Origin of the sequence: Mucilaginibacter jinjuensis, from assembly GCF_028596025.1 — a bacterium.
Lineage (GTDB): Bacteria > Bacteroidota > Bacteroidia > Sphingobacteriales > Sphingobacteriaceae > Mucilaginibacter > Mucilaginibacter jinjuensis.
Window position 1 is genome coordinate 184,983 of record NZ_CP117167.1, and the last position, 13,687, is coordinate 198,669.

General features: G+C 42.1%; 12 protein-coding genes. 6 read left to right on the forward strand and 6 right to left on the reverse strand.

Annotation, left to right across the window (positions count from 1 at the left end; genetic code table 11):
• Positions 1-11: 11 nt before the first annotated feature.
• Together PQO05_RS00765 and PQO05_RS00770 are read left to right on the forward strand one after the other, a co-directional pair.
• Entirely contained in the window at positions 12-1,190 is a 1,179-nt protein-coding gene (locus tag PQO05_RS00765) for a M20 family metallo-hydrolase (protein WP_273630724.1), read from the forward strand.
• A 7-nt stretch (positions 1,191-1,197) separates the two neighbouring features.
• Positions 1,198-2,529: an outer membrane beta-barrel protein gene (locus tag PQO05_RS00770; RefSeq protein WP_273630725.1), complete on the forward strand. Its 1,332-nt coding sequence runs from the start codon at positions 1,198-1,200 to the stop codon at positions 2,527-2,529.
• Positions 2,530-2,684: 155 nt separating this feature from the next.
• On the opposite strand, the gene PQO05_RS00775 is transcribed toward PQO05_RS00770, so the two are convergent.
• Both PQO05_RS00775 and PQO05_RS00780 read right to left on the reverse strand, forming a co-directional pair.
• Positions 2,685-3,308, reverse strand: coding sequence for a hypothetical protein (locus tag PQO05_RS00775; RefSeq protein ID WP_273630726.1), 624 nt, complete (start codon positions 3,306-3,308; stop codon positions 2,685-2,687).
• Between the two features lies 1 nt (position 3,309).
• Positions 3,310-3,792 (reverse strand): RNA polymerase sigma factor, encoded by a 483-nt coding sequence (locus tag PQO05_RS00780; protein WP_273630727.1) that lies wholly within the window; start codon positions 3,790-3,792, stop codon positions 3,310-3,312.
• Positions 3,793-4,085: 293 nt separating this feature from the next.
• Between PQO05_RS00780 and PQO05_RS00785 the strand changes: the two genes are divergently transcribed.
• Positions 4,086-4,658, forward strand: a complete 573-nt coding sequence (locus tag PQO05_RS00785) for a hypothetical protein (protein WP_273630728.1) — start codon at positions 4,086-4,088, stop codon at positions 4,656-4,658.
• A 108-nt stretch (positions 4,659-4,766) separates the two neighbouring features.
• On the opposite strand, the gene PQO05_RS00790 is transcribed toward PQO05_RS00785, so the two are convergent.
• The 3 genes from PQO05_RS00790 to PQO05_RS00800 form a co-directional block, all read right to left on the reverse strand.
• The gene (locus PQO05_RS00790; protein ID WP_273630729.1) at positions 4,767-5,153 is read right to left on the reverse strand and encodes a response regulator transcription factor; all 387 of its coding nucleotides are present in this window, start codon (positions 5,151-5,153) and stop codon (positions 4,767-4,769) included.
• A 130-nt stretch (positions 5,154-5,283) separates the two neighbouring features.
• Positions 5,284-7,884 (reverse strand): PAS domain-containing protein, encoded by a 2,601-nt coding sequence (locus PQO05_RS00795; protein ID WP_273630730.1) that lies wholly within the window; start codon positions 7,882-7,884, stop codon positions 5,284-5,286.
• Between the two features lie 81 nt (positions 7,885-7,965).
• Complete coding sequence (locus tag PQO05_RS00800; RefSeq protein ID WP_273630732.1) at positions 7,966-8,763, reverse strand: MOSC domain-containing protein; 798 nt, start codon at positions 8,761-8,763, stop codon at positions 7,966-7,968.
• A gap of 191 nt (positions 8,764-8,954) precedes the next feature.
• On the opposite strand from PQO05_RS00800, the gene PQO05_RS00805 reads away from it, so the two are divergent.
• Positions 8,955-10,931, forward strand: coding sequence for a glycoside hydrolase family 97 protein (locus PQO05_RS00805; protein ID WP_273630734.1), 1,977 nt, complete (start codon positions 8,955-8,957; stop codon positions 10,929-10,931).
• A gap of 359 nt (positions 10,932-11,290) precedes the next feature.
• Complete coding sequence (locus tag PQO05_RS00810) at positions 11,291-12,028, forward strand: hypothetical protein (RefSeq protein ID WP_273630735.1); 738 nt, start codon at positions 11,291-11,293, stop codon at positions 12,026-12,028.
• Between the two features lie 41 nt (positions 12,029-12,069).
• Here the strand turns inward: PQO05_RS00810 and PQO05_RS00815 are convergent, their stop codons facing one another.
• On the reverse strand, positions 12,070-12,915 hold the full coding sequence (locus PQO05_RS00815; RefSeq protein WP_273630736.1) for a hypothetical protein: 846 nt from the start codon (positions 12,913-12,915) through the stop codon (positions 12,070-12,072).
• A 60-nt stretch (positions 12,916-12,975) separates the two neighbouring features.
• Between PQO05_RS00815 and PQO05_RS00820 the strand changes: the two genes are divergently transcribed.
• Positions 12,976-13,545: a thiamine diphosphokinase gene (locus PQO05_RS00820; protein ID WP_273630737.1), complete on the forward strand. Its 570-nt coding sequence runs from the start codon at positions 12,976-12,978 to the stop codon at positions 13,543-13,545.
• Positions 13,546-13,687 lie beyond the last annotated feature (142 nt).

The window sequence follows — 13,687 nt, forward strand, 5'->3', positions numbered from 1 at the left end:
AACATTTTACCATGATCAAAAATGCAATTGCAAAGCCGGGTGTTTCAACGGTTAGAGAAACCCTGCCTTTGAGTTCGCTGTTATTCAGCGAATCGGTAAGCCTGCTGCAAAAACTGATAGAGATCCCATCATTCAGCGGTGAAGAATCTGCCGCTGCCGATCTGGTTCAGCATTACCTTTTAAGTTACAGCGTAAAAGTTAAGCGCAGAAGAAACAACGTTTGGGCTTACAACAAATATTTCGACGAAAGTAAGCCTACCATCTTACTTAACTCGCACCTGGATACGGTTAAACCGAATGGCTATACCAAGAATCCTTTCTGTCCTGAAATTACCGGCGGTAAATTATTCGGACTTGGCAGTAATGATGCTGGCGGTTGCCTTGTATCGCTGCTGGCTACCTTTTTACATTATTACAGTTACCAGGGGCTTGGGTTTAACCTATGCTTTGCTGCCACTGCCGAAGAGGAGAACTCGGGCAAAAACGGGATTAAATCTATCCTGCCTTTGCTGGGTAAACTGGAGCTGGCCATTGTTGGCGAACCTACCCTGCTGCAAATGGCTGTTGCCGAAAAAGGTAATTTGGTGATAGATTGCACAAGCACCGGCCGCTCGGGCCATGCCGCGCGTGAGGAGGGTGATAATGCCATTTATAAATGCATGAAGGACCTGGAGTGGTTCCGTTCATACCAGTTTCCGCAGCAATCGAAAAGCTTGTCGCCGGTTAAGATGACCATTACGGCAATTAAGGCGGGTTTGCAACATAATATTGTGCCTGCCAAATGTGAGTTTACGGTTGATATCCGTAACGATGATGTGTTTTCGCATGAGGCTATCCTGGCAACCATCCGTAAGAATATCTCTTCAGAGTTTACTGTTCGCCCCGGATCGCTTGGCTCATCGGCTGTTCCGCTCGATCACCCTATCGTGAAAACCGGATTGGCTATCGGTTGCAAAACTTACGGCTCGCCCACCACGTCTGATCAGGCCTGGCTGGATATTCCATCGGTGAAAATCGGCCCTGGTGATTCGGCCCGTTCACATTCTTCTGATGAGTTCATCTTCCTCGAAGAAATTAAAAAAGGGATCAGCCTGTACATCAAATTGCTCGAAACATTGCCTTTGATGTTGATCAACAACCCTACAAAATATCCGCTAAACCCGGTCGCAATAAATCCAAATAACAATTAACAAAGAAATGAAAAAACACCTGTTAACAATAGTTGCGCTGGCAGCTATTGCACTAAATGTAAACGCCCAGCAAGACACCGTTAAAAATAAAACAAAGAAAGATACCGTTATCCGTTCGCTGCCTTCGCCACTGCCATCTCCGCCGTTCCCTTCGGGCGATTGGATTGGTTCGCCATTGGTTGGGGTTGATGCAACCGCACCAAATTATCCATTAACCAAACTATTGGGCTTAAGCCAAAGCAAGGTTAAAATTTATGGCTGGGTTGATATTGGCGGTAACATCAGCTCGTCAAAAAACTCAAACGCCCCTACCTCATACAACCTGATCCCTAATGCCGTTGTACTTGACCAAGCTGGTATTAAATTTGAAAAGCAACCCAATACGGCACAAACAGATCATTTCGACTGGGGTTTCCTGTCGACCACCATATTTGGTACCGATTACCGCTACACTACAGCGAAAGGAATCTTCAGTAATCAGCTGCTTAAAAACAATAACAAGTACGGTTTCGACCCGGCTGAGTTATATGGTATCCTGTACTTTCCGAAAGTGGCCGATGGCTTAATTGTAAAAGTGGGCCGTTTTATTTCGCCTGCTGATATTGAAGCACAATGGGCAACCGATAACTATCTATACTCACACTCGCTGATGTTTACGGTTGACCCTTACACCTTTACCGGTGTGCAGGGAACAATTAAACTGGGTTCGCGTTGGCAATTGCAAGTGGCGGCACATGCCGGTAATGATATGGCGCCCTGGAGTAATTCGGCACAGTTAAACGGTTTGCTGATGGTACGCTGGGTATCTAAAGATAATAATGATGGTTTATGGGGAGGTATTAACTCTTTAGGTAGCGGAAATTATACCAACCAGCATGATGACCTCCAAATGCTGGTTGCTACCTGGGGCCACAAATTTAGCAGCCGTGTACACATGATGACCGAAGGCTATTACATGTGGCAAAAAAATGCATTAACCGGCGGTACCGTGATTACAGGCCCGGGCAAGCCATTTTACGAAGGAACCGGTGCGGGTTCATTGATACCCGGCACAGCCAATGCCATAGGTTTGGTTAACTATTTCCAAATCCTCTTCGGCCCTAAAAATTATTTATCGATCCGTAATGATATGCTGGATGACCCGCAGGCCAACCGCACAGGTTATGCAACTTTGTACACCAGCCATACTATTGGTTTTGTACACTACTTTAATAATCTGATCAGGATCCGCCCTGAAATTAGATATGAGCGCGCCTATGCCGATGGAATTACGCCTTATGATAACGGCACCAAAAAAGATCAGTACACCGCCGCGATGGACTTGATCGTGCGTTTCTAATACACATTTACATAAAACGAAAAAAGAGCCGGATAATGTCCGGCTCTTTTCGTTGCTATATTGGGGAATGCTTCGAGTACCGGGATAACAACACTTTTTTTGTCATTCTGAGTGCTAACGAAGAATCTTCTTCGCCCAGCGTGTCACTATGTATGTTAACTCTCTAACTCTTTCAAATTACCTTCAAGTGATTTTAGCTTTTTAAAGAATTTGGCTTTGTAATACCAATGCCCGCCTGCAAGGCATACAACAGTTACAATTGCACAGGTAATATAAAGGATTTGTGGCGATGGGTGCCAGTACGGTATAAATAGTTTAATAACCGCGTAACTATATACAGGATATAAAAAGAGATAAATAATATTGAGCAACAGGTAGAATTTTTTGAATGTTGTAATGGTTAGTTTAAGGCTTGCCTTTACATCGCCATTATTGTATATCGTAAATATCTGTTCTTGCCGGTTATAAGCCCATATCGTAACAATACAATATAATAGTATGATAAGCATATATGCCAATGCCATAGGGATATTGGCCAGCTTATGCAGGTGAATGGCATCGACTATAGTCATTAAAAAAGCTACTGCTAGTATGCCGATTAACATTTTGCAAGTGGTTGTTCCCAAAGTTTTCCAAAAGAGGCTTTTGGTGTGTAATTGATTTAAGGTGTCTGTTGTGTTCATAATAATTTGTTCTAATTTTTCTGACGAAAATTTTTGTTGTTGAAATTCTTTATCCTGGATATTGTTCCAGTGCGCTTTAAAATCGTCCAGTTCCATATTATCCGTTGTTAACCATTGTTTTTAATTTGCTGCGTATTTTACTGAGGTTGAACCCAATGTTCGATTCTGAAAGGCCCATCACCTCCGCAATCTCGCGGTAACTGTAATCGTCCATATACAACATGGTAATGGCCCGTTCAACCTCCGAGAGCTTTTTTATCGCCTCATACATTTGCAGCACTTGTTCATTTTCTTCCTTATTGTCTGTAGCAGCTATCTCAAAAACATTATCATCAAGCCCGGTAAATTTCTCGCGTTTGGTTTCTTTTCTGAGCCGGGTTATGGCGATATTAAGTGCAACCCGGTAAATCCAGGTCGAAACTTTAGAGGCGCCATTAAATGAACCATACGCCCGCCAAAGCTGTAATACAATGTCCTGAAAAAGGTCCTCTCTATCTTCCCGGCTATTGCAATACATATTGCAAACCTTCAGAATAAGACCCTGGTTGCTGGTTATTAATAAGGTGAACTGCTCTTTCAATTATTGGTATTTATACAATTAGTCGCACTGGGGGTGAATTTCTTAGTGGGTTTTTAAAATTAATTTTTTGCGTGGAGTTTATCTATTTCTTTTATCTCAGTACGTCGCCTTTAAAAACTCTTCCATTCTGATAATCCAGCCTTCCGTTTTGAATGTAAATAACGTGCAACAAAATGTTTAAAACTTTCAGAAATGCCCTTTACAGCCTAATTTTGGGCATATAGTAAATATGCCAACACATTGGCACTTCGTTGGAATGATACTGCGCAGGAATAGATTAAATAATAAATAAAATGAAAACTTCAATCAAGGTGCTTTTCACAGCCATTTTAATAATACAAGGTTTAAGCTTAAAAGCACAAAACACTACTGGTGTTTACCTTAACGAAAACGATTATAAAGACCATAAACTAACTTACGCCTCAAACACAGATAAAATACAGTTGAACGAATTCTTCGGCGGTAATACCATCAGTGTAATCAATGATGGCAAAAAAGTGAACCTTAATAAAAATGAGATCTTCGGTTATCGCTTAGCTAACCAGGACTACCGTTTTTACAACAATGTCGCTTACAAAGTAATTGACACTGTAGGTTTTGCCATTTACAGCCGCGAAAAATTAGTACAGGATACTAAAGGCTATAAACCGGCCACCCAATATTTTTATAGTGTAAATAACAAAGCGGTTAAAGAGTTAACGATAGCGAATCTTACAGCCAGTTTCCCGCAGGCAACAAATTTCCGTTACAGCCTGCAGAGCAACTTCCGCAGTGATGCCGATTTAATCAGCTATGATCACGCGGCCAATCAATACAAAATTAAATACCTGTACCTGGAGCACAAACGTGTAATGGCGAGTAATTAATAAAGAGTTTCTAGCTAACAATTGACTATTGATGATGAAGATCCCGCGCGAAAGCCGGGATTTTTTATTTGCAAGGAACGACGCAACGCAGTGCAGCAGGATAGAAGATTAATTAACTCCCACAGCTACCGCTTCTTTTTTCAGTAAGCTATCAATCTTATCAATCAATTGCTGCATATCAAAAGGCTTGGTCATAAAATCATCGGCACCGGCATCAATGGCCGAGTTGTGAATATCGTTACTGGCCGAGATCATGAGTACAGGGATTTGGCGGGTTTCTACTTTTTCTTTCAGTTCGCGGCAAATATCACGGCCGTCTACACCCGACATCCAGATGTCTAACAAAAAAAGATCAGGGAGTTGTTCTTTCGACAGCTTTAGGGCATCTCTGCCATCGTAAGTTGAGCTTACATCGTAGCCGGAAAAGCTGAGCATCATTTCAACGGCATCTACTATTCCCGGATCGTCATCCGCAATTAAAATTTTCTTAAGCATGTTTCTTTACAGGTAAACAAACTTATAAAAATATTAAATTAAAGAACAAAAATTTTCAACTTAACTAGTAGGAAATAAGCCTGATACATAATTGCCAATTATGTTGTAAAAACAACACTTTGATATTTAACTATTTCTTAATTGGTAAAGAAAAACAGAACGTTGAACCCTTGCCCTGTACCGAATTTACCCAGATCCGTCCCCCCTCGCGCTTAATAATTTCGGATGAGATATATAAGCCCAAACCAAGCCCCGGGAAGGTGTGCTGCTTATCGCCGCTTACGCGGTAAAACTGTTCAAACACTTTATCTTTTTTATCATGGCTAATGCCAATACCAAAATCCTGCACACATACCATTACTTCATTATCAATAACCTCTGCCTGTACAATAATTTTATCGGCATCGGGCGAGTATTTAATGGCGTTGGTAACCAGATTGGTTAGTACCTGGCCAATGCGGTCTTTATCGGCGTACACTTCGCCAATGGGTTTTAGCTCGGTAATAATTTGATGTTTATCTGTGGTGCGTTGCAGGTCTTCCACCATGTCTTGTATCAACTGGTTAAAGTCAAACAGGGTATCGTTAAACTGCAAACGGCCCGATTGTATTTTGGTTACATCCAGCAAATCGCCAATTAAACTGGTAAGGCGATCTATCTGGTTATTCATTTTTACAATCATGTTGGCCTTTCGCTCATCACCACTCTTGCGGAACATGGCCTCCAATACCTGCGCATAAGCTTTAATACTGGTGACCGGTGTTTTAAGCTCATGGCTGGCAATACCAATAAACTCATCTTTCTGATTTTGCAGCTGCTTTTGCTCGGTAATATCAACGCAGGCGCCAATGTAGCCAAAGAAATCGCCCGCCTCTGTAAACTGCGGGTTTCCGGTACAAACTATCCAGCGTGTTGTACCATCAGTATGCCTGATACGGAACTGGCTTTCGTGATATTTACGGTCATTATAATCTGCCAGAAACTTAGTGGCAGCTTGTTCGATATCTTCTTTCAATACGGCGTTCAACCAGCCTTCGCCTAAATGGCTCTCTAATGGGTAACCTGTCCAGTCTACCCAGATTTGGTTCACATAGGTGATCATCGCATTCTCGTCCGACATCCACAAGGCTGTTGGCGATGCCTGCGTTATACCCCTGAACAGTTGCTCGCTATCCGAAAGCGCTTTGCGGGCTGCAATATCGGGCCTAAGATCGCGGAACAGAGATGCCCTGCCTAATAGTTCGCCACTTACGGGCTCGCGCAGCAGTAATGACATGCCGTGACCCGGAATGGCTTCGCCGGTAATGAAATGTTTATAGGTGATATTGCCTTCCCATCTGCCATCATTCAGCAACAAAGGGTTGATTTCTACCCGCAACTTTTCAATCTCATCGGGCAATAAATATTCAGAATTGTGCCGTTGCGCTTCTTCCAGGTTATTAAAGCCCATGAGTTCGAGCCCTGTTTTATTTACATAAGTAACATGGCCATCATGGGTTGAGAGGCTGATAAAATCATTGCTGTTTTCCATTAGCCAAAGCAAGCGTTTCTGCTCTTCGCGAGCTTCTACTTCTGCTGTAATATCCTGGCTGGTGCCCATTAGTACAACAGGCTTGCCCTCGGGGTCAAACACATAAGAGCCCAGCGTTTTTATCCAATGCACAGAACCATCGGCCCATTTAAAACGCACTTCGTAGTTTAGCTTACCCGTGATTAAGGCTTCATCGAAAGCTACCTTTCTTTTATCAACATCATCCGGATGGATAAATTTAAGGAGGTCGCCACGTTTTTGGCCCGATCTTTCCACCCCACTTAAGATCTTACTCAGGGTTGGCGAATAGATGGTTTCGTTGTTAATAAAGTCGATGAAAAAAGTCCCGGCACCAGCGGCTTCTGCTGCAAGCTGGGTTAATTGCTCCGCAGATCTGGCCTTCTCATCAGCGAGTATTTGCTCGGTAATATCCTGTGCTATGCCAGAGAAACGGAACGGTTTGTTTTCTGAATCGAAATAAGCCCTGCCTTTGCAATGCAGCCAACGCAACTGATTATCATCGGCACCGATGGTTCTGAACCGTATATCATAAACACCACCCGAAGACGGATCTAAGGATGCCATTACAGCCTCGTCAACCCTTGGCCTGTCGAGCGGGTGCATGTACCTCAGTACCTCATCATAAGGCACGTTATAATCTTTATTAAAGCCGTAAAGCTCCTTGCACCTGTCGTCCCACCAAACCTCGTTGGTTACAATATTAAGGTCCCAGTTGCCTATACCGGCGGCCTCTAAAGTAAACTGCCTGCGGGCATCAGCCTCATCAGCACGTTGCTGTGCCAGCACCACATCGGTAAGGTCTTTTGCTGTGTTTAAAATACCCCAAACTGTGCCATCAGTGTGTTTTAAGGGCTTATATGTAAAATCGAAGTAGTGGATCTTGAACTCGCCATCAATCAGCAGGTCTATCCGCTGTTGTTTGGCTTCGTAGGTAATGCCTGTTGTATAAACATCATCCAAAAGTTTGTAAAAACTTTGGTCGTCCAGTTCGGGCAATGCCTCACGAAATGTTTTGCCGACAACGGTTTCTGTTTTGCCCCAGGTTTTGTGGATAGCTTTATTAGCTACACGGATGCGCATTTCACGGCCTACGTACAAACCAATCGGGTCAGGAATTTCCTGAATCAGCGTTCTTAGTATATCGATTTCGTCCTGATTGATGTCGCTGGCAATATTCATTGGGTGCTTTTGGGCAAACTTTTTTGTTAAAGATACATCATGCAGCTTTTGTTTTAAAATGGCATGATATAGCAAAAAGTGTTAGCCAGGTATTTCTAACTTGTCACCAACACTAATCTCTCCAACGCCCTGGTGTAGTAAATTTTGCCCGAAATAGATTTTATTGTTCTGTGCCCGGTAACCAGCCAGCACTTTCATCGGCTCTACATTTTTAGCCGCATTTTGCTGATCGATGGTGATCATTACACAACGCGCACAGCGTTTAACCCCATAAAAATTGATGTTGTTAATCCTGATGTGTGGCATCACATCTTCGGCATAGGGCTCACCTCCTGTAAAAACAATATTGGGCCGGAAACGGTCCATCTTGATTTGGTTCTGTAACCTCGTATTCAACTCATCTAAAGAAGCTTGACCAATAATCAGAAACGGATAAGCATCTGCAAATGAAGTAACCTCCTGCTGCTTTGCATATTTAGGGTCGACCGCACGGAGCGAAGAATCAGCCATGTAAATCAGCCTCGCATTCATACCCAGTATTTGTGTGAACCATTGGTCAACTTCCGGGTCTACTAAAGTGCCTTCGCAGGTATCATCCCAAACGGTAGCCTGTATTACTGTATTAGTTTGAGGATGGAAAGGAATTAAAATAGATGATTGATGAGGCATGTAGGTAACACGCAATCCACCAGCGTCAATATTAATATGCAAGAGTGCCATTTTAGCAAACTCGCGTTGTGAAATAAAACGGTTGTTATCATCAATCAGCATCCAACGGCGATCATACTTTAAGCCACGATCCGTTACTTCGGCAGAGCTAAGTTCAATGCCGCCGAGGGATTTGATGGGATAGATGAAGAGTTGACTAACCTGGAGCATTGTGTTTGTCTGAACCCAAATTTACGAATTTAGGGATTAGCTGAATTAATGTTTTTACCTTCCCTATTATACTATTTTATCCAATAGCACTTAATAATAATCACTTTGACAGTTATTCTGATTTTTTATTTAGTTTAGCCATGCGTGTATTAGCTTACACATACCAAATTATAACCTTTACGAATAACCGAATGAAAGCGAAATTATTATTTGTTGCTTCACTGCTTGTAAGTACCGGTGTCTGGGCACAAAAAAACTACCAATTACAATCACCGGATGGTAGGCTGACGGCAACTATTAACGTTGGTAAAACTATTACCTGGGCTGTTAAGGATGGTTATACAGATGTGATCACTCCTTCAACTATTGGTCTCGAATTAGCCGGTGGTGAGGTATTGGGCCAGAATGCTTCTGTAAAAAAGGCAGAAACTTCGCAGGCCGATGAGCTGATTAAAACGCCTTTCTATAAAAAGGCGCATGTGAGCAACCATTATAACCAGATTAAGCTTTCAATGAAGGGCGATTACGCCGTGATATTCCGCGCTTATGATGATGGTATTGCTTACCGTTTTGTAAGCGAGCGCAAAGGCGAACTGACTATCAAAAATGAGCAGGCACAATTTAACTTCAAGAATGATGACGTTGCTTATTTGCCTTTTGTAAACGATTACCGTAATAAAGATAAGTTCACAACCTCATTCGAGGCACAGTATAGCAAAATGCCAATTTCGAAAATAGTTAAAGATAGCCTGGCATTTTTACCCATATTGGTTGATTTGGGTAATCAACAAAAAGCTGCCATTTTGGAAGCCGATATTGAAAACTATCCGGGCATGTATCTTTCGGCAGGCGACAAAGCCAGTAACGGATTAAGCGGTGTGTTTGCACAATACCCAACCCAGGAAGGTAATGGCGGATACAAAAACATTAATTACGTAGTGAATGGCCGGGCCGATTATATTGCTAAAGTTGCCGGTTCTACAGTCTTACCATGGCGCATTGTAATTATCAGCAATAGCGATAAAGAGCTGCTGGATAATGATATGATGCAGAAAATTGCTTCGGCATCGCGTGTTACAGACATGAGTTGGATTAAACCCGGCAAAGTAGCCTGGGACTGGTGGAACAACTGGAACATAAGCCATGTTGATTTTAAAGCCGGAGTTAATAATGCCACCTACAAATATTATATCGATTTCGCCGCTGCCAATAAACTCGAATACATTATTATTGACGAAGGCTGGAGCGATGATGCCGACCTGACCAAGGTAAACCCTGCACTAAACCTGCAAGAGCTGGTTAATTACGGTAAACAAAAGAATGTAGGCATTATTTTATGGTCGAGCTGGTTTGCCATTACCCGTGATCTGGAAGGAATATTAGGGCGTTACGAGCAGATGGGTATCAAAGGGTTCAAGATTGATTTTATTGATCGCGACGACCAGAAGATGACCAAATCACTTTATGAAATAGCCGATGCTTCTGCCAAACACCACATGCTGGTTGATTACCACGGCATGTACAAGCCATCGGGCATACAGCACACCTATCCAAACATTGTAAATTTTGAAGGCGTAAAGGGATTGGAGAACGTAAAATGGGGCGTAAAAGACCATCCGGGGTACGATGTAAGTATCCCTTTTATCCGCATGCTGGCCGGGCCTATGGATTATACACCAGGTGCAATGCGCAATGCTAACCAGGCCAACTGGCGCCCTGTAAATGATAACCCGATGAGCCAGGGCACACGCTGCCATCAACTGTCCATGTACACTATTTTTGAAGCCCCGTTGCAAATGCTGGCCGATAACCCAACCATTTATCAAAAAGAGCAGGAGTGCACTGATTTTATAGCTGCCGTGCCTACAACCTTTGATGAAACTTACGCCATTGACGGCAGCGTTGGTAATTACGTAGCTATTGCCCGCCGCAAAGGCACCACCTGGTTTGCCGGTGCTATGACCAGCTGGGATGCCCGCAATACAGCTATCGATCTTTCATTTCTGGGCGATGGAAAATACCGCGCCATTATATTCGAAGACGGCATAAACGCAGACCGTGATGCTACGGATTATAAGAAAACCATTGTTACTGTTACCGCTAAAGATAAATTGAATATTAAAATGGCACCGGGTGGGGGTTGGAGTGCGAGGTTTGAGAAGATGTAAGCAGGATTCCCGAATTAAAGAATTATCAGAATAATAAGTAGAGGCACAATATTTTGTGTCTCTACTTATTTGCATTTATTTGTCATGCAGGAGCGATAGCGAAGAGTCTCAATCTTCTGCTATATACAGTGCCGCTCAGAGGTAAGGATAGATCAGGAAGAAGTGAACAAGGTACCTTTCAGCATCACTTCAACCCAGAACGTCATTGCGAGGAACGAAGCAATCCCCGACCGATGAGTACTGGTTTTATAGCAGGAGCCATACGCTAACGCTTATGCAACAAATTACACCGGTTTGAGGAAGTTTGATAAATCAAATTGATTTAATAAATTACAATAATTCAAACCGAAATTGTTACAATGGAATATAAATCATCCATAAACCCGCTTCACTATAAATACATAATCACCATATTGGTATTAGCAATAATTGTACTGATGATTTTCTTCTTTACCAAGGATAAAACATTGGTCGATTATGTTTCTTTTGGGGCAACATTGTCATCATTAATATTAGCAATCTTAGCCATAATACAAGGCTTCGTTTCAAATAACTCTCTGTCAGATACTATCTCAGATCTAAAAAGATCAAGTATTCAGATAGAAAATAATTCCACTGATTTAACTACTTTGATGGCAGAGTTTGATAAGAAATTTAAAGAAGTGCCAGATCAACTTAAAACAATAAGTATGAAATATGACGAATTTTTAGCTCTTATCACGCCAAATACTCAGCCGCCTGGAACCCCGTTAAACTTTAGTTTGGAAAGTGTAACATCTATTGTTAATAATAATTCACCTATTGGGAATTTAGCGTTATATGCCGCATATTTAAGTGCTACAAAAGATAAAGCATTTGATTTTAGTAAACTGATTTCTGATGACGATGAATATAAATATTATATTATTGGCAATCTTGTGGCTTATAAGTCAATAGGTCTATTTAAAATTAAATCAGAAGGCTATATGATCACAATTTCTGATGTTAAGCCAGAAATGAATGTTATAATTGACAAAGTGGAAACATTAAAAACCCAAAACCCAAAAGGATTTGATTACAAAGAGATAAAGGATCGTATCGATAATATGTTTAATTAATTCACACTGCTGGCGCGAGCTTGTAACTCGTGCCTTTTCTGTTACTTCCCCTTCCACCAATTTTTTATCTTCTTAAAAATATCGTCTTTACGGGGTTTGGGCTGGCCATCGTGGGTTAGTTGTTCATCATAATGATGCTGTAACTCGAGGGTGTACTGATTATAATTAGGCTCATGTTTCAAGGCATCAATATAGGGCAATACACGCGGGTTGAGGGCGCTGTTTTGCGATACGGTGTCATAGCCACTTCGTTTTGATGCATCGGGATTGGGGTTGATTGCAGGGTTGCCGTTTTCGGCAAAGTAATCAACCTGGTAAATTTGAGGGTTCAGCTGTTTGATGCGTTTGGTGCCTTTGCGCTCGTTTCGCCAGGGGTGTTCGTTTGGTGGGAGTTGTGCCAGTAGAAACTCGCGGTCCCAAACCGTAACCTGGTGCGACATCAGGTAACCCGAAGCTGCATTATCCAGTTCTGCTATCGTAAAGCCTTGTACCTCGTAGCCCGTTGGCTTGGTTTTGTATACTTCGGCGCTGGTTAGCTTTACCTGTTTCCAATTATGGGTTTCAATCAGGGCAAATAGTTCGGTAAAGAAGGCAGCGTCTACAGGTTTGTTGAGCCACATATCCTCCTGAAAATAAATTACATATTTCTCTTTCACATCATGTTTCAGCAAATGGGCCAACCTGTCCGACCATTGCCCCGAGCCCGAGCGGATGTTCGTAAATCCATCAATCTCAACCTCCAGATTTTCGGTTGCGAAGTAGTAATTGCAGGGGATCTTAAAATCCCAATACTTATTAAAAAACGCCGAAAAGCCGGTGTATAAAAACTGGTACCTGTCGCAGGTGTGCACAAGCAGGGCAAAGTTGGTATGATTTTTTGTGGTCATGTATGAAACAGGTATGCAAAAATACAATTAGCTTTATCAATTTAACGGTTAAAAATATACATGTCATCGCACCACATCGTTCGTGAAAAGCAGGAGCCTGCGCTGCTGGTTTTAAATTTGTCTGATTTTTCTTTCGAACTCCTCGGCCAGTTGCTGGAATGGAGCCCCACACTAATTGCCATTCCCCAAACTGCCATCCAACTCCACGAAAACCAGATCAAGGTAGACTGGCTCATCGCCAACGAACCGATCACAGAACTACAATCAGATGTAAAACTAATTCCGGTAGAAGACGAAAAGTATCTTCAAACAGCATTGTTTCAGCTCATAGATCAGGGTTATCGCGCAGTAAACGTCATCACAAATAATTTTAATGCCGACACCTACCTGCCCTACGCCAGCCAGATAGATCTGGTAATTTATCAGGACGAAGAGAAGATCTACCCCATTAAATCCGGCTTCAGTAAATGGAAACCGGCGGGCGATATAATCAGGTTTGTAACACAATCAGATGGATTAAATCAAACCGGATTAAAGGCGTTAAATGATGGTAGTTTTGAGACTATGGCCGACGGTTTTTTTACTATTCAGTTTAACCAGCCTTATGTGTTTATTGCCGAGAGGGTGTAAATAAGCATTGTTTAAGAGTGTGTTAAGATCGATATAAATAAAATCTATAGATTTTAGATAAGCTATATTGATTTTAAATTTCAAGCAAATTTGATCTGTTGTAGAGGTGTTTTGTTAACATTGAAGTTCTTTGTTACGGCAT